The sequence below is a fragment of the Ferrovibrio sp. genome (genome assembly GCF_029255545.1).
Lineage (GTDB): Bacteria > Pseudomonadota > Alphaproteobacteria > Ferrovibrionales > Ferrovibrionaceae > Ferrovibrio.
The window spans coordinates 19109-36114 of record NZ_JANLJJ010000041.1; the positions used below are offsets into that span (position 1 = coordinate 19109).

The 17006-nt window shown below is 61.3% G+C and carries 10 protein-coding genes and 1 tRNA gene; 2 read left to right on the forward strand and 9 right to left on the reverse strand.

Annotated elements, in window-relative coordinates; genetic code table 11:
- Together Q1J79_RS08280 and Q1J79_RS08285 are read right to left on the reverse strand one after the other, a co-directional pair.
- The coding region (locus Q1J79_RS08280; protein ID WP_300299121.1) for a calcium-binding protein at positions 1-4618 on the reverse strand (4618 nt) is incomplete at its 3' end.
- 517 nt (positions 4619-5135) lie between these two features.
- The gene (locus Q1J79_RS08285) at positions 5136-5381 is read right to left on the reverse strand and encodes a hypothetical protein (RefSeq protein WP_300299123.1); all 246 of its coding nucleotides are present in this window, start codon (positions 5379-5381) and stop codon (positions 5136-5138) included.
- Between Q1J79_RS08285 and Q1J79_RS08290 the strand changes: the two genes are divergently transcribed.
- Positions 5380-5691: an SDR family oxidoreductase gene (locus tag Q1J79_RS08290; RefSeq protein ID WP_300299125.1), complete on the forward strand. Its 312-nt coding sequence runs from the start codon at positions 5380-5382 to the stop codon at positions 5689-5691. The genes Q1J79_RS08285 and Q1J79_RS08290 overlap by 2 nt on opposite strands.
- A 1139-nt stretch (positions 5692-6830) precedes the next feature.
- Here the strand turns inward: Q1J79_RS08290 and Q1J79_RS08295 are convergent.
- A tRNA-Arg gene (locus Q1J79_RS08295) sits at positions 6831-6907 on the reverse strand.
- 264 nt (positions 6908-7171) lie between these two features.
- On the opposite strand from Q1J79_RS08295, the gene Q1J79_RS08300 reads away from it, so the two are divergent.
- Positions 7172-8368, forward strand: a complete 1197-nt coding sequence (locus tag Q1J79_RS08300) for a hypothetical protein (protein WP_367182973.1) — start codon at positions 7172-7174, stop codon at positions 8366-8368.
- Between the two features lie 68 nt (positions 8369-8436).
- Here Q1J79_RS08300 and Q1J79_RS08305 read toward each other — a convergent pair whose 3' ends face one another.
- The 6 genes from Q1J79_RS08305 to Q1J79_RS08330 form a co-directional block, all read right to left on the reverse strand.
- On the reverse strand, positions 8437-9939 hold the full coding sequence (locus Q1J79_RS08305) for an ABC transporter substrate-binding protein (protein WP_300299127.1): 1503 nt from the start codon (positions 9937-9939) through the stop codon (positions 8437-8439).
- Positions 9936-11000 (reverse strand): P1 family peptidase, encoded by a 1065-nt coding sequence (locus tag Q1J79_RS08310; RefSeq protein ID WP_300299129.1) that lies wholly within the window; start codon positions 10998-11000, stop codon positions 9936-9938. The genes Q1J79_RS08305 and Q1J79_RS08310 overlap by 4 nt, the downstream gene beginning before the upstream one ends.
- A 64-nt stretch (positions 11001-11064) precedes the next feature.
- Positions 11065-13191, reverse strand: a complete 2127-nt coding sequence (locus Q1J79_RS08315) for an NAD(P)-binding protein (protein WP_300299131.1) — start codon at positions 13189-13191, stop codon at positions 11065-11067.
- Between the two features lie 46 nt (positions 13192-13237).
- Positions 13238-13726, reverse strand: a complete 489-nt coding sequence (locus Q1J79_RS08320) for a class I SAM-dependent methyltransferase (protein ID WP_300299133.1) — start codon at positions 13724-13726, stop codon at positions 13238-13240.
- 6 nt (positions 13727-13732) lie between these two features.
- Positions 13733-14188: a cyclic nucleotide-binding domain-containing protein gene (locus Q1J79_RS08325; RefSeq protein ID WP_300299135.1), complete on the reverse strand. Its 456-nt coding sequence runs from the start codon at positions 14186-14188 to the stop codon at positions 13733-13735.
- Positions 14189-14237: 49 nt separating this feature from the next.
- The gene (locus Q1J79_RS08330) at positions 14238-16892 is read right to left on the reverse strand and encodes an ABC transporter ATP-binding protein (protein ID WP_300299137.1); all 2655 of its coding nucleotides are present in this window, start codon (positions 16890-16892) and stop codon (positions 14238-14240) included.
- Positions 16893-17006 lie beyond the last annotated feature (114 nt).

Below are 17006 nucleotides of genomic sequence, written 5' to 3' on the forward strand. Positions count from 1 at the left end.
TCACCACAATGGTGTCGTCGCCATCGCCGCCATCCAGTACGCCGGCGCTGGCGCCACCCACGATGATGTCGCCATGGCCCGAGCCGATAGCGCTTCCGACCGATACATAGGTGCTGCCGTCGCTGCCCTGCCCAGCCAGCAGGTCAATGGTGACGCCAGCCGCAGCCCCGGCATAGGAGACCGTGTTGTTGCCGCCACCGCCGATCACCGTGGTATTCGAAGCACCGACCACTATGGTATCGTCGCCATCGCCGCCATCCAGCGTTGCGCTGGCGGTCGAGCCACCGATGATCACATCGCCGAATTCGGTGCCGACCACGTTCTCGATACCGATCAGGGTATCGCCGTTCGTGCTGGTCCCGAGTTGCAGGTTTATGGTGACTCCTGCTTCCGCGTTCGCATAGGAAGCCGTATCCGAACCAAGCCCGCCAATGACCGTGGTGTTGGCTGCATTGACCACAAGCAGATCGTCGCCGCCATTGCCATTCAGCGTCGCATTGGCCGTGGAACCACCGATGATCACATCGCCGAATTCGGTTCCGATGGCATTCTCGATGTCAATATACGTATCGCCGTTGCCGCCCGACTGGGTCTGCAGGTTGATGGTCACACCTGCCGCCGCATCTGCATAGGACACGGTGTCCGATCCCGCGCCGCCGATCACCGTGGTATTGGCCGCGTTGACCACAATGGTATCGCTGCCGCCACCACCGTTCAGCGTCGCATTGGCCGTGGAACCGCCAATGATCACATCGCCGAATTCGGTGGCGATCACATTCTCGATGTCAATATACGTATCGCCGCCACCGCTGCCTCCGGCGCCGATCTGGAGATCGATTGTCACGCCTGCCTGAGCCGATGCGTACGAAACGGTATCGTTGCCACCGCCGCCTATGACCGTGACATTCGAGCCATTGATCACGATAACATCGTCCCCGTCGTTACCATCCAGCGTGGCATTGGCGGTCGAGCCCCCGATAATAAGATCGTCGAATTCCGTGGCGATTACATTCTCGATATCGATCAAGGTATCGCCGTTCGTGCTGGCGCCGGTCTGGAGATTGACCGTCACACCCGCCGATGCAGTGGCATAGGAAACCGTATCGCCGCCTTGCCCGCCGATCACGGTGGTGTTTGAGGCATTGACTATGATGGTGTCGTCGCCGTCGCCACCATCCAGCGTGGCATTGGCCGAGGAACCGCCAATGATCACATCGCCATAGGACGAGCCAATGACGTTTTCGATATTGATGTAGGTATCGCCTTCGGCATCGTTGCCGCTGCCGGTGCCGATCTGCAGGTTGACCGTGACCCCGGCCGTGGCGGACGCGTAGGACGTGGTATCGCTGCCGCCGCCGCCGATAATAATGTCCTGACCGCCGCCGCCAACGATAACGTTATCGATACCGTTGCCTATCAGGACGTCATTGTGGGTCGACCCGATCAGCGCCTCAATGCCCGTGAGCGTATCGCCCTCGGCATCGCCGCCAGAGCCGGTGCCATTCACCAGGTCCACGGTCACGCCTTCAGACGACCCAAGATAGTTCGCAACATCGGTGCCGGCACCGCCAACCAGCGTGTCGGCTCCGGCCCCGCCGGTCAGGGCGTCATCCCCATCGCCGCCATCCAGGGTATCGTTGCCGGCTCCGCCATCCAGGTGATCTTCGCCAGTACCGCCAATCAGCGTATCGATGCCATCGCCGCCGGTCAGGATATCGTTACCTATGCCGCCATCCAGAGTGTCGTTACCGTCGCCACCACGGATGGCATCATTGCCACCATGCCCCTCGATCACATTGTTGCCGCCATCACCTGTCAGGTCGTCGTCATATTCCGAACCGATCAGGTTCTCGATGCCGGCCAGAGTGTCGCCATGGGCATGGCCACCAAGGCCGGTTCCAGCCGCAAGGTCAACGATGACGCTGCCGTTGGAGCCGATATAGCTGGCGGTATCCGTGCCGCTGCCACCGATCAGCGTATCCGCGCCGGCATTGCCGGTCAGAAGATCGTTGCCTGCGCCGCCATCAAGGGCATTCGCGCCGGCGTCGCCGGTCAGCACATCGTCGAAATTCGAGCCTGTGAGATTCTCGATTCCGCTGAGGGCGTCGCCCTCGGCATCACTGCCCTGGCCCATTCCGGTCGACAGGTCGACCGTCACGCCCCCCGGCGAACCGCTGTAGACGGCCGCATCGGTGCCACTGCCGCCGGTCAGCGTGTCGGCACCACCGCCGCCGATCAGCGTATCGTTACCGGCGCCGCCGTCGATCGCGTCATCACCTAGGCCACCGTTGATCAGGTTGCCGTCATCATCTCCCGTCAGAGTGTCGTCGTAGGCGGAACCGCTCAGGTTCTCGATGCCGCTGAGGGCATCACCCTGAGCATCCGCACCTGATCCTGTGCCGGCGGCCAGATCCACCGTAACCGCTCCGCTAGAGGCACCATAATCCGCGGTATCTGCACCACTGCCGCCGACCAGCGAATCGGCGCCGCCGCCGCCAATCAGCGTGTCGTTGCCCGCGCCGCCATCGATCGTGTCGTCGCCAAGACCACCATCGATCCTGTTATTACCGGTATTGCCGGTCAGGCTGTCATTGCCAGCGGAACCGGCGATGTTCTCAATGCTGTTAAACGTGTCACCCTCGGCATCGCCACCGTTCGCAGTATTCGTAGCCAGATCGACCGCCACGCCATTCGCCGAACCTGCATAGCTGGCGGTATCCGTGCCGCTACCGCCGACCAGCGTATCCGCGCCCACACCGCCTTCCAGGACGTCATTGCCGTTTCCGCCATCAAGGACGTTATCACCGGAGTCGCCGGTGAGCGTGTCGGCCTGCGAAGATCCGGTCAGGTTCTCGATGCCAGTGAGCGTATCGCCGGCGGCATCGCCGCCCGAACCGGTGCCGGTGGCGAGGTTGACATTCACGCCAGAGGAGCCGACATAGCTCGCGGTATCCGTGCCGCTGCCGCCGATCAGCGTGTCGCCGCCAGTGCCGCCAACAAGAAGATCATCGCCGTCGCCGCCATCGATGGTATCGGCACCGCCGCCACCCGTCAGCGCGTTGCTCCCGGAATCACCGGTCAGCGTATCGGCCTGGCCGGAACCGGTAACATTCTCGATGCCGCTCAGCGTGTCGCCAGCGGCATCGCCGCCGCTGCCCATACCCGTGGCTAGATTGACCGTCACACCAGCCGCCGAGCCGGTATAGCTGGCCGTATCCGTGCCATCGCCGCCGACCAGCGTATCGGCGCCCGCGCCACCTGTCAGCGTATCGTCGCCCAGCCCGCCATCGAGGCTGTCATCGCCCGTGCCGCCATCCAGGGTGTCGTTACCGTCACCACCGTTCAGGCTGTCGGCGCCTGCCCCGCCGGTAAGCGTGTTGCCGCCGGTATCGCCAGTGAGCGTATCGTCATTTGCCGATCCGATGAGGTTCTCAATACTGCTCAGCGTATCGCCTTCAGCATCACCGCCCGAGCCCGTGCCGCTGGCGAGGCTGACATTCACGCCCGTCGCCGAGCCAGCATAACTGGCGGTATCCGTGCCGCCACCGCCATTCAGGCTGTCGGCGCCGGCTCCGCCGGTAAGCGTGTTGGCACTGCCATTACCAGTGAGCGTATCGTCCTGCGCAGAACCGACGAGGTTCTCGATGCCATTGAGCGTATCCCCTTCGGCATCGCCACCCGAACCGGTGCCACTGGCAAGGCTGGCATTCACGCCAGACGAAGAACCTGCATAGCTGGCGGTATCCGTGCCGCTACCGCCGACCAGCGTATCCGCGCCCGCACCGCCTTCCAGGACATCATTGCCGTTTCCGCCATCAAGGACGTTATCACCGGCATCACCAGTGAGCGTGTCGGCCTGCGAAGATCCGGTCAGGTTCTCGATACCAGCGAGCGTATCGCCGGCGGCATCGCCGCCCGAACCGGTGCCGGTGGTAAGGTTGACATTCACGCCAGAGGAACCGACATAGCTGGCGGTATCCGTGCCATCGCCACCGATCAGCGTGTCGGCGCCACCGCCGCCGATGAGCGTGTCATTCCCCGCGCCGCCATCGAGCACATTTGCCACACCATTCCCGGTGAGGGTATCGTTTCCATCAGAGCCGGTGACATTCTCGATACCACTCAGCGTATCGCCCTGGGCGTCGCCACCCATGCCTGTGCCGGTGGCAAGATTGACCGTCACGCCAGCCGCCGAGCCGACATAGCTGGCCGTGTCTGTACCGGTGCCGCCGATCAGCGTATCGGCGCCACCCCCGCCAATCAGCGTGTCATTCCCCGCAGCGCCATCGAGCACGTTGGCGGAACCATCGCCAATCAGCGTATCGTCGTAATCAGAACCGGTGAGATTTTCTATGCTGGTTAGAGTGTCACCCTCGGCATCCCCGCCGCTGCCGGTGCCGGTCGTCAGGTTCACTGTCACGCTCGCGGCTGACCCGGCGTAGGTGGCTGTATCCGTGCCGGCGCCGCCATCCAGAGTGTCCGCACCTTCGCCGCCATCGAGAAGATCGGCCCCATCGCCGCCATTCAGCGTGTCATTGCCCGCCAGACCATGGATATCATCCATGCCTGCTGCGCCATCGAGAAGGTTGTCGGTTGCATCGCCGGTGATGGTCGCCATGGTCGACTCCCCCTAGATGGCCGCGACTCGAACGAATCGCTTTAGCTGTATCCATCGATACTTCTGCAACCGATTTCAGGGAGTCAACTGCCTATAGTAGTAGACACTGAACCTTCATGCTCTGAAAGCGGCAATAGAAGGTGGCATGCCACAGCTTCTGTTTGCATCGCCATTGCCATGAGGATAGCACTAGGTGTGCCTGAATGGTTTGAGACAAGACACCATTCCCGCTACGGCCATGACTGCCGCTTCGCATTCCTTGCAACAGAAGCGGGGCAGGCTGACGGACAATCAGCATCGATACAGAATGTAAGAAAATTGGTGAGCGGTGAGAGGGTCGAACCCACAAATCTGCTGTCTCGGCCTGCCTACCCCTGCGCCACCATCAGATAGCGGCGGGTGATTTCGGGATCGGCGTCAAACTGCTCCGGTGTGCGTTTAACCACGGTGGCGGCCGACTTGTCGAGCCTCGCTGGCAGCGAACGGATCGTTACAATACGCGCCGATGCACAAGCGATCAGAGTGCGAAGCCATCGTCGCAGACGGTCAGCAGAAATTCGGAAATATCTATCTTCTGGTCAATGTCGTTCGCGGCACTCGCGACACGATACTGAACCGCCCCTTCCTGGAGTTTAGCGAGGAGCGCTTTGTCCAAAGCCTGTCGCTCAACCTGCCCGGCACACGCAATTTCGTGCAACTGCTTGTGCCCGGCATGCAGATAAGGTGGCAGGGGCGAAATCGTCAATATCGCCAGCATCAGCATGGCCGGGGAAGCCGGCCAGGCCAACTATGCCGCGGCCAAGGCTGGTGTCGCGGCGTTGATCCGCAGCCTCGCAGCGGAATTCGCACCTGTAATCAACGTCAATTGTATCTCAGCCGCCCTTATTCAGACTTCAGCCGTCGAACGCATGCCGGCCGAACAGATCCGCTGCTATGTGGAGCGAACCCTGCTGAAACGACTGGGCCGGGCGGAGGATATAGCGAATGCCGCAGTATTTCTTGCCAGCGATGAAGCAGCATATATCACCGGCGAGAACCTATATGTCAGCGGCGGTATCAACCCTGCTCTTTAAATTGTCTTTTAAGCGGATAATCGAACAAAGACATAGAAAAACACGATCAATGACCAGATTTCATGAAAACTGCGTGTTGCCCCTCCCCTTAGGGCGCAGGACCGTTGCTCTGGCATGTCGCCACAGGCGCTTGTCCCAGTCGGACAATAAGTGTGAGTCCATCGCCGCAACTGGCCTGCCCGATACTGTATCCGTACATGGTGCCCGCTATACTGCTGCCACACGCCTGTGGGAAATTTTACGATCCGCTGGACATGCGGACGACATGGCACGGCAAGCAGTCGGCAGCATCACGGGCCACGAGACCGCAGCGATGGCACGGAAGTACACGAGTATCGCCTTCCTCTTATCGTTCGTCACACGCCATTTTCGCCGAATCATGATCCACACAATCACGCTATGCCGGGATTATAGAAGATTGCGCAGTTGATCACTGCCTCTCCCCTCACGCGCTCGAAGCGTAGATAGAACCTAAATATCGAAAAAATTCGTGCGAACCCCCTCCACCATGCATGAGGCCGGTATTTGTGGGGGGCACATCGTGCGGGACCGTTGCACCTTAGCGATTCCACTCACTGCCACGGCAACTAAGAGATGAGCAGAGACAAAACCCTAAAGCTATTTGTGTGGGGCCGGCACCCGCAGACCTTGGGTTTGCCGAGACTGAAGGCCCCCAACGGTGTCTCCCTCGAGCGCGCAAAGTTTGCGGGAGGAACCAGCGGGACCTGAGACCGGCAGCCATGCCGGTTCATGCTGGGTGCGCGCTCACTGAGCATAAGGCGGCGCCGCAATATCCTTGATGAGCATGCAAAGGCTCGACCAATGAAGCCAGCGGGGGTCGGCTGTCCAGGTCCGCCAAACAAGCTCGCCTTAAGCGGCCACCTCCTGGAGGCCATGCGGAAGCCGGCGTCGAACGCTGAATAGCGAGAGTGCACCTGCGCACGGCGTGCGCATCTCTTACTGTGTCTCGATTGGGTATACCCCAATAGGGCGGCTCTGCGGTCGCGAACCAACTCGGGCCGAACGGATTTTCGGACGCCTGAAGGGCCCGATTCGGCACCAAGTGATAAACTTTGCCCAGTCACTGATAAACCGAACAAACCGGAACGCTGGCAGGCCTATGGATTTTCAGGAGAAAATGGCGCGCTCGAAGAGATTCGAACTCCTGACCCCCAGATTCGTAGTCTGGTGCTCTATCCAGCTGAGCTACGAGCGCGCAGGCGGTGGTACCGCAACGGGGGCGGAACCTACTCAATTCGCCGGGGCTGCGCAAGGGTCAATCCCGGATTGCTTTGAGCCGGCGCAACCCTCGGATTCTACTGGCAGAAGATGCTTGCGGGCGGTTCTGCGCCCCCCTACAATGCCGAGGTTCGCAGAAGGCATGCGCGGCTTGCTGGTCCAGCGCCGTCACCGGATGCGACGGGGGGCCCACCAGGCCAGCAGACCAGTGACGAGAAACATCAACGCGAGATGGCGCGGCATGGCAAATCCTGTTCGTAATTTGGCGTTTGGTCGCCGCTTGCTGATGGCCAGCACGGCGTCCTTCGCCCTGCTGCTCTCGGGCTGCTCCTATGTGAGCGATGAGCTGTGGCCGTCCCTAACCGGCGAAGATCCGGCTGGCGGCCCTTCCCCGGTGATGAGCCAGCAGATTCCGCCCTCGGCCGCCGAGGCCAACCCGAACCCGACCCTGGGTCAGTCCGGCCCCAGCTTGGGCACCACCAATTTCGTTGTGCCTGGCGTCACGCCGGGCCAGTCGACTGGAACCTATGTGGGCCAGAAGGTGCAGCAGATGCGCGGCGAACTCGCGCAGCTGCAGCAGCAGGTGACCCAGCGGAACCAGCAGTTGCAGGGCGTGCGCGGCAGCGCGACCCAGAATTCCCAGCGCTACCACGGCATCGTGGCAGCGGTTTCCACCCGCCTGCAGATGGGTACCACTCCGGGCAATCCCATTCTGGTCAGCCAGTGGACCCAGGCCCAAACTGACCTGGACCGTATGGCCGCCGATGTGGGTGCCATGAGCAATCTTGCCAACCAGGTGGCGGCCGATTCGGCGATGTCGACCTATCTGCTGCAGTCGATCAAGTCGACCTACAGCCTGTCGGGCGCCATCGACGAGGATCATCGCCAACTGGCCGTGCTGGAGGACGAAACCGCCAAGACCGTGGTGCTGATCGACCGCCTGCTGGGCGAACTGAGCCAGGACGTGGCGCGCCAGAGCAACTATATCGGCGCCGAGCGCACCAACCTCACCACGCTGTCGGCCGCGATCAAGCAGGGCGAGCTGCTTGGCCCGGGCCTCGGCAACCGCGCCAATTTCTATGCCGGCGCGCAGCAATTCGCCGCCATCGACCAGAATGCAGCCCCGGTCAGCACGGCGGGCCGCACCCCCCTGGTGGTGATCCGCTTCGATCGCGCCGACGTGCCCTACCAGCAGGCGCTTTACAACGCCGTGTCGCAGGCGATCGCGCGCAAGCCGAATGCCGTGTTCGACGTGGTGGCAGTGGCCGCCGGCGGCACACAGGCGCAGACTGCCAGTAACCAGAACCAGGCGCGTCGCAATGCCGACCGCGTAATCCGTTCGCTGGCCGATATGGGCCTGCCGGCCAGCCGGGTGAATGTCTCGGCCGGCAGCAATACCCAGGCGGCAACCAACGAAGTGCATGTCTTCGTGCGCTGACGCGCGTCAATCCGGACAAAGAAAAAGCCCGCCGGAAGGCGGGCTTTTTTGTTGCCTGATGGCAGCATTCACTGCCAGGAAACGGCGGTCAGGTCGTTGACGAAGATCGGCGCGTTGACCCAGAAGCCGGCCAGGCCCTGCTTGTACACGCCCAGCCGCGGCAGGTTGTAGAGGTAGACATTGACGGCATCCTCGGCCAGCCGGCGCTGCAGGTCCTGCAGAGCTTTGGTACGCTCCGCCTTGTCCAGGGTGGAGTTGATCTTGGCGATCAGCGCCTGGGCTTCGGCATTGTCGTACTGAAAGTAATAGCTGGGCTCGGCATATTTGACGAAGTCGTTTGGCTCGACATGGCTGATCACGGTCAAGTCGAAATTCTTGTTCTTGAATGTGGCATCCAGCCATTGCGCCCATTCGACATTCTCGATCTTGGCATTGATACCGACCTGGCTGAGCATCGCCTGCACCACCTCGCCGATCGGCTTGGCATAGGGCGGCGGCGGCAGGCGCAGCGTGACCTCCAGGTTGTTCACGCCGGCTTCCTTCAGCAGGGCTTTCGCCTTGGCCGGATCGTAGGGGTACATCTTGGTGAGGTCGACATAGGCCGGATCATGCGGCGGGAAGTGGCTGCCGATCGGCTTGCCGTAACCAGCCGAAGCGGCCTCGATCACCGCGGCGCGGTCGATGGCCAGGGTGAGCGCGCGACGCACCCGCACGTCGTCGAACGGCTTGCGCTTGTTGTTGATGATCACCATGGTCTCGCCCTCAGTCGAGCCTGCGGTGACCTTGAAGCGTTTGTCCTTCTCGAATTCACGCACATTCTCACCAGTAATGCCGATCGGCACGGCGTCGATGTCGCCGGCGCGCATCGCCGCCACCAGGGCGCCCTGATCGCTGATGAAGCGCATCTTGACGGTCTTGAGCTTCACCATCGCCGGGCTGCGATAGGAGTCACTGGCGACCAGCGTCACCGAGTCACCCTTCACCCAGTCGGCCAGCTTGTACGGCCCGGTGCCGACCGGCTTGGTCGCGTTGGTGGCGGCTGATTCCGGCGCGGTGATCACTGCGGTGTTTTCGCCCAGACTGAACAGGAAGGTCGGATCTGCCTTCTTGAGCGTCAGGGTCACCGTCAGCGGATCTGGCGTGGCAATGGCTTCGATATTGGCAAACACCGCCTTGCGCTTGTTGGTGCTCTTTTCCCCGCCATAGGTCTCGAAGGAATATTTCACATCGGCGGAATCGAAGGCTGTGCCATCGCTGAACTTCACGCCGGATTTCAGCTTGAAGGTAAAAACCTTCATGTCCGGCGACACTGTCCAGCTATCGGCCAGCAGTGGGCCGACCTGGCCGTTCTCCAGGATCTTGGTCAGGCCCTCGAAGATGTTGTAATGCGTCACTTCGCCGATGGCGGCGGCCGGGGCGATGGTGGGATCGAGACCCGGCGGCTCCAAGGTCATCGCCAGCACCAGAGAGTCCTTCTTCGCCTGCGCTAGCGATAGAGCTGGGGCGGCAGTGATGGCCGCAGCCAGTCCCAACCCGATGGTTGCAGAAAAGTATTTCCAACCTCGCATCATCGTTTTTCCTCCTGTTGGCGCCGCAGCAATCCCCTGGCGCTGTCCAATTCTCCCAGCGGCTCGGCCGACCAGACAGCACGCGCCACGGCGCGTGCCATGCAATCGGCGGCGATGCTGCCAGTCCTAGCAATCTGCCAGTCCCGGCCTGCCGCGTCGCCGCGATCCTGCCACGTGGCGGTGGCCAGCGCAAAGATCGTATCACCGTCCATCGGCGTATGAACCGGGCGGATTGCCCGGGCGAGTCCGTCATGCGCCATGACCGCAACCTGGCGCAAAGCGGATTTGTCGAAGGTGGCATTGGTGGCCACCACGCCGATGCAGGTATGGCCGCCCACATGCCCTCCCATATGCCCGGCCGGGGCCGGCCGGGCAATGCGGCATTCAGCGGCAATGCCGAGAGCGATCTCCGCATCCGGAGCAGCGCCCAGGCCGCCGAATTCGTCGCCCTGCTCGAACGGCGCGGCCCAGAAGGCACCATTGCCCGGGGTGAGCACGCTACCCACCGGATTGGCCGCAACCAGGGCGGCAACCACTAGTCCGTCCTCTTCCTGCCAGGAAGCGCTGCCCAATCCGCCTTTCAGCCGACCGGCCATGGCACCGAAGCCCGCGCCAATATTGCCCAGCGCAAAATCACCGGCGGTTGCGACTTCGCAGGCAGCATATCCGAGTTGCCGATAGGGCGGCTCCCTGCCCCAGGCTTTGTCACCGCCATTGGCGAGGTCAAACAGGATGGCGGCCGGCACGATCGGCACCACATGCCCACGTACGCCGAAACCTCGGCCGCGTTCAACCAGCCACTGCATCGCTCCGGATGCCGAGTCCAGGCCGAAGGCCGAGCCGCCCGAGAGACAAAGCGCATCCACAGCCGGCATCGCGGCTTCTGGCCGCAGCAGGTCGGTCTCCCGCGTGCCCGAGCCGCCGCCGCGCACATCGACAGAGCAGGCGGCGCGATTATCCGGCAGAATGACGGTAACGCCGGTGCGGACTTTTTCGTCGACGGCATGCCCAACCCGCAGGCCTGCCACATCGGTAATCAGATTGAGCGGTCCAGGCGCACCCATGCTGGCATCCTCTGCGGTGGCATCGCCGCGATGCTAGCCAACCAGGATGCGCCAAGCCAGTGCTTCAGAGATTATCCGCCTGGGGCCCCTGCTTCGGCGGATAGCCATATACCTTCTCCAACGGCATTGCCGCCGGATCGATGGCATGCACAGCCAGTTTGCCCCCCATGCAGGCGCCTTCGAAGCTGCCGACATTCAGGCCGGTATAAGTCCAATCGCCCGCCAGAACCAGATTGGAGAACCCTGAATCCCAAGCTTTGAGGCGGTATTTGGTGCTACCCGGCGGTGAAGTGACATAACGTTCGCTGGGGTCGATATTGGGTTTCCAGAACTGCTGCTCCAGTCGCGCCACACCCAGCGTAGCGGCATCATCTTTCAGGCAGACAAGCTGGCTGAAATCGAAGCCGATCTGGTCGCCCGGCGGGTTGATCGCGTTGGTCACCGATTTGGGCAGCAGCGCGCCCATGCAGGCCTGCAGGTACTGCTGGGCCTGATGCTTCACGCGGGCATGTTCACGCTTCGGATAATCATGATCGGCGAAGGCCGGCTGGGCGCCGTATTGCGGCGTGGCGCCAGAGAAATACAACAAAGACTGCGGCGCGTTGTCGACCGGCCAGGTTTCCATCGGAATCAGGTCGGAGAAATCGGCGACACCATCGATCGGATTGACAAAGGTGGCGCCGATCAGGCGGTCGTAATTCTTGAAATCGAAGGGTAAACCCATCTGCTTCAGCGTGGGCTTCATCCACACCTGCAGGGTCTGGGTTTGCACCGTCTTGATCGCGCCCACCATCTGCGGCCATTTCGGGTTGGCCTGCATCAACTGCGGCGCCAGGATCGGCAGCGTGGCGATCGACATCGCGGCAATCACGGTGTCGAAATCCTCACCCGCCTTGATCCGTTTCTCGGCCACCGGCTGCCATGGCGTCCAGTAGGATTCGATATCTACGTTGGCCGCCTTCATCGCTTCGCCCTCGACCAGTTGGTCGTAAAGCGGCCGGTCAGGCCACACAGGCAGCGTCTTGCCGCCGAACTGCGGCAGCGGCAGCTCGATCAGCGGGTCGTAGCCCTTCGCCTTGTCCTTCGGCGTTGCCTGGATGTCGAACACCACCTCGCCTACGCCGTTCGGCCCGGCCGTGATCTCGCGTACCTTGTGGAACAGCTCGACCTTCACGTCCAACCGCTTGAGCAGCTGATAAAGCGGCGCCACCACAGTATCGCCGGTGCCGGCGGCGAACAGCCAGCCGAATGAACCAAGATAGGCGAATTCGCGCAGCGTCCAATGCAGATAGGCACCGGCCGCCATGGCCGGTGGTCGCGTCGTATCGCCATCAGGATACTGGTATGATAGATTTGGCGTGTTCATCGCCAATGGCGAGGAGATGGTGAGCATCGACCCGCCATGGCGGGCGAACCACTCGGAGAAATTCTCGTCATCGAGTTGGTCAAAGCCCTTGTTCAGCACGTCATCCTTGATGATGCCGCGCAGCATGGTGAGAAAATAGTCGAGGGTTATGTATAGATGCCGCAGGGCATCGTTGCCCTCGACCAGCTTTTCCACTTGGCGTTTGAACCAGAGCCAGAAATCGTCGACCGCTTTCAGCAGGGTGCCACCCTGGCCCTGCGCGATCGCGTCGGCCTCTTCCGACAGACGGTTCATCAGGCCGCGGGCGACACTGAATTCCAGCGCCGCCGAAGGAATATGCCCGGCATGGCTGTCGAACAGCTTGGCTAGGAATTCGACCAGCGCCTTGATCCAGTGCCGCAGCGTTGGCAGCGATTCCGGTTCCCACGGCTTCAGGTCGTTGCGGGGAACCGTGATCTTCCAGTTCACCCAGCGGTAATCGCGGAATTCCCAGCACAGGATGGAATCGATGGGATAGAAGGCCTCCTCGAAAGTGGCCAGCGGCGCGCCTTTCGGGCGATCCAGCAGCCGATAGGCCTCGGTCATCATCGAGAGGGTGTTGTAGTAGGAGCCGAGGAAGCCATGGATGCCATGCTCCTCGATGCGATTGCCGTTTTCCGGATTACGGCCGGTGGCGCATTTACCACCCAGCCGCCAGCCGATGCAGTAAACGGTGATATCGTATTTGTCCTGCGCACCCGGCTGGCTGGCCAGATAGAAGGCGCTAGTCAATGCGGATACGCCACCGCCAAGGATGGCGATCTTACGTTTCTTGCCGTCCGACATGATCCCCCGCTTGCCCTGTTGGTTGGATGGGGGATTTGCCGCCCCCTCAGCCCTTTATATACACGAAGTAGCGATCCGGCGGAATTGGCACCGGCATAGGTTGCAGTCGCAAATCCGGATGGCTGAGCTTCTGGTCGCTCAGCAGTACGCCGCCAGGAGCAAGCAGCGAGGGCAATATCCCGCTCATCATGATCACTTGGCGGGCATTGGCTTCCAGGTCGCCCAGACCAGCATCGCTATGCACCAGGACCGCGCCCTCGGGATGGGCGGCAGCGAAAGCCGGCAGCGTGTCGGCGAATTCACCGAGCACCAGCCGCTCGTCCAGTGGCTGAGATCGGGGATTGGCGTTATTGGCACGGTCGAAAGCGTAAATCCGCTCCGGTCCCAGCCGACTGCGGAGATGATCATAGGTGCGGCCGTTGCCAAGGCCGATTTCCAAAACATTGCCGGACTTGCCGGCGATGGTGTCCATTGCCCAGTTCAGGATGTCGCGCTGCGCCTGCAGGCGCCGGATAAAACTGTCCAACCGGCTCATCTGGCGTCAGGATTTAAGCTTGGCTGACAAAGTCCGCAGATCGGTTGTGGTGCGCTCCAGACGTTGGGCCAGCACCCGCATGATCTCGATGGCGATTTGCGGGAAATCGGCAATCAGGCGAAAGAACAGATCCTTCTCGATACGTAGCGTTGTCACTTCGGTGGCGGCGATCACAGTCGCGGTACGCGGCACATCGCAGAGAATGGCAATCTCGCCGACGAAATCATTCTGCTTGAGATGCGCCACCTTGAGCTGGCCGCCGGGTGCATCGACCATCACATCCGCCTCGCCTCCGATGATGACAAAGGCCGCATCACCCGGATCGCCCTGGTGGAACAGCACATCGCCCGGCTTGTAGGTAAGTCGCTGGCTGGTAAAGGCCAGCAGTTTCAGCTTGGAGGCTTCGATCTTGGCGAAAAGCGGAATCCGCCGCAGCAACTCGACTTCCTCGTTCAGGCTCATGTCACACTCTCCATCCGCTTGGCGCATTCAAGCCGGGATCAGACCAAAATCAGGCTGGGGCCAGCATCTGCTTGAAGCGCCCGTGTTTCTCGCAGAGCTCGGCATAGGGCCCGAACTGCGCCACCCGCCCATGTTCCATCACGACGACCATGTCGAAAAGCTCACAATCCGTTGCACGCTGCAGAGACCAGATCAACCCGGCATCCTTCCGGGCCTCGATCACGGCCTTCACCACCTGGGCATGGCTACGGGGGTCCAGTGTCGCCGTCGCCTCCGACAGCAGGAGCCAATCCGGACGCTTAACGAGCGCGCGGGCGACGGCCAGTTTCTGCCTCTGCGCCGCGGTCAGGCGCGCACCGGCAATACCGACCTCGAATTGCAGGCCGACCTCGATGATCGGCTCACGCAGCCGCATCTGTTCGACCACATCGGCCATCACGCGGCCGATTTTCTCCTGCGCCTGGGCCTGACCATAAGCCACCCGGCCAAACAGAATATTGTCGACGATGCTGGACGAAATCGTGAAATGGTCGGGATCGAAAAAAGCAATGGCATCCCGTCGCTCGGATGGCAGGGTCTCGGCAAAAATCTTGCGGCCCCTCAGGATAGCATCACGCTCGGATTCATTGAAATGACCAAGGCGGTGGCGGGCCAGAACCAGCTTGAATGGCAGAGACATCAGACGAATGCGATCGGATTCCGGCAATTGGTCGAGCGCATCCGGCTTGGTACGCAGCAACAGATCCTTGTAATCGGGCAGGTCATCGGAAGAAATGAAGCTGAACTGCTGGAAGAATTCATGCTCTGGCGGCAGGTCGGCGAACAGTTCCACCATGGTGCCGGCCACTTCGTAGCCGATTTCCAGGAAGCGCTGACGCAGGCCAACTGCATCCAGCACGCTCAGAATGTGCGGATCGCGAGCCAGATTGTCTTCCTGGTAGATACCATTGCGCGCCGTGCCAAACATCAGGTTCTCGGCCACGGTCGCATTGCTGTTGTACCTGGCCGGATCCCAGTTCTCGACCAAGTCGGCCAAAGCCCCGTTACTCAGCTTTTCCCGGAAAGCCAGCCGGGCCGCCAGCACACGTTCGGCAATCTCCGGTTTTTGCTCCGGATCAAGCGTGCCTCGCATGCCGATCTGATAGACATCCTCGTCGAATGCCGCCGTCTGCAGGGCGACGATAGCCGCAGCCGTGATATCCTCCGGACCCCGGGCACCAGCTGCGGCATAATCAGTCCAGTCGGCATCGGGATCATGGGGCGAATTGCCGGACGCCAGCGCCTCGCCAAGCTCACGCTCGAAGCGGGACTGCTCGGCGCCCTCACGCGTGCGTGGCTGCATCGGGCGATGGCGAAGGCCAAGAAACAGATTGTTGCCCAATGTGGTGTTGAAAATATAGCTGGAGGCGCCAACATAAGCGAGGCGGCGTCCCGTCACCGTTTCGGGCAAATCGGCGAGATTGTGTTCGTTGGCCAGAATCTTGCCGCGCGCCGGCACAATCATCCTGCCCAGCAACTGCAGCATCTCGTCGCGTCCGTGGTCGCCGACCACGGCAACGCGCGCGGGCCAGGGCAAGGTCAGGCTGAGGTTTTCCAGGATCGGCTGATCCTGATCGTCATTGAGGACCACACCAGAGACGGCAATCGGGCCGCAGAGCGAAACCGGCTCGGAAGGCTCGGCCGTCTGATCCTCTGCGGGCCGCATGCCTTCGGGTTCGAACTGGCTCACCACCTGTTCGTATTTCTGCTTCACGTCCTCGCGGGTCTGATAATGGTTCAGCAACTCCTTCCATGGCGCGCCCATTTCCTTGTGGGCATTCACGGCGGCCACCACGGTGCCGACATCCATATGGCCACGGATGGCGAGATACCCGCCGATGGCGTAGAAGAAAAACGGACCAAGCTGCTGAATGAAATTATTCAGGAACTTAATCATGAATTTGCGCTGGAAGATTTCGACCCGGATCCAATAGCTGATGCTCAGCCGACGCGAGAATTCGGCCAGCATCGGATTGGAAGCATCATGGGTGTGCAACTCGGGCACGCCACTGATCGTCTCGCCGATCCGGTCCGACAGGCGGCGCTGATTCTTGATCCGCTCACGACCGAGCGCCCGGACCTTGGCCTGCATCCGCGGCACGAAATAGAACTGAATCGGGTATAGAGCCACAGCGGCCAGAGCCATCAGCGGGTTCTGGATTACCAGGAAGGTGAAAATCACCAGCAACATGCCGCCCTGGAAGATCGGCAGGGCAAAGCTCTCACCGATGAAACCGCCGATGGGCTCCACCTCGGCGATCACCATCGGGATAATCTCACCCTGGCTGGTGCGGCGGAAAGTCGGCAACGGAAAGCGCAGAATCCGCCCGTAGAGCTCGTACCGCAACCGCCGCAGCATGCGCTCGCCAGCCACGCCCTGAAAATAGTTGATGGCGTATTTGAAGCCCTGCTGCACCAGCACCAGCGCCAGAAAGCCGACGCAGAGCAGCAAGAGGTAATCGGTGTTATCCAGTCGCAGCAGGCCCAAGCCCATCACATCGACCGGGTAACTGATGTTCTTACCCTCAATGCCCTGATTGACGATCGTCTTGGGCATGCTGAGGTAGTAGTAGTAAGGAACGAAGGAGATCAGCGACAGGACAGTGATGATGACCTGCTGCCTGAGACTGTATTTCAGTATGAAACTGTAGAGATTCTTATCCACGGAACTTTCTCCGAGCCCAGCGCAGACCTTAACCGATTGCCGACGGCCCGCCAATCGCCGAGACGGAACAGGAACAGTCTAAGAATCACTATCATCTCAGGGGCTTGGCCTGCC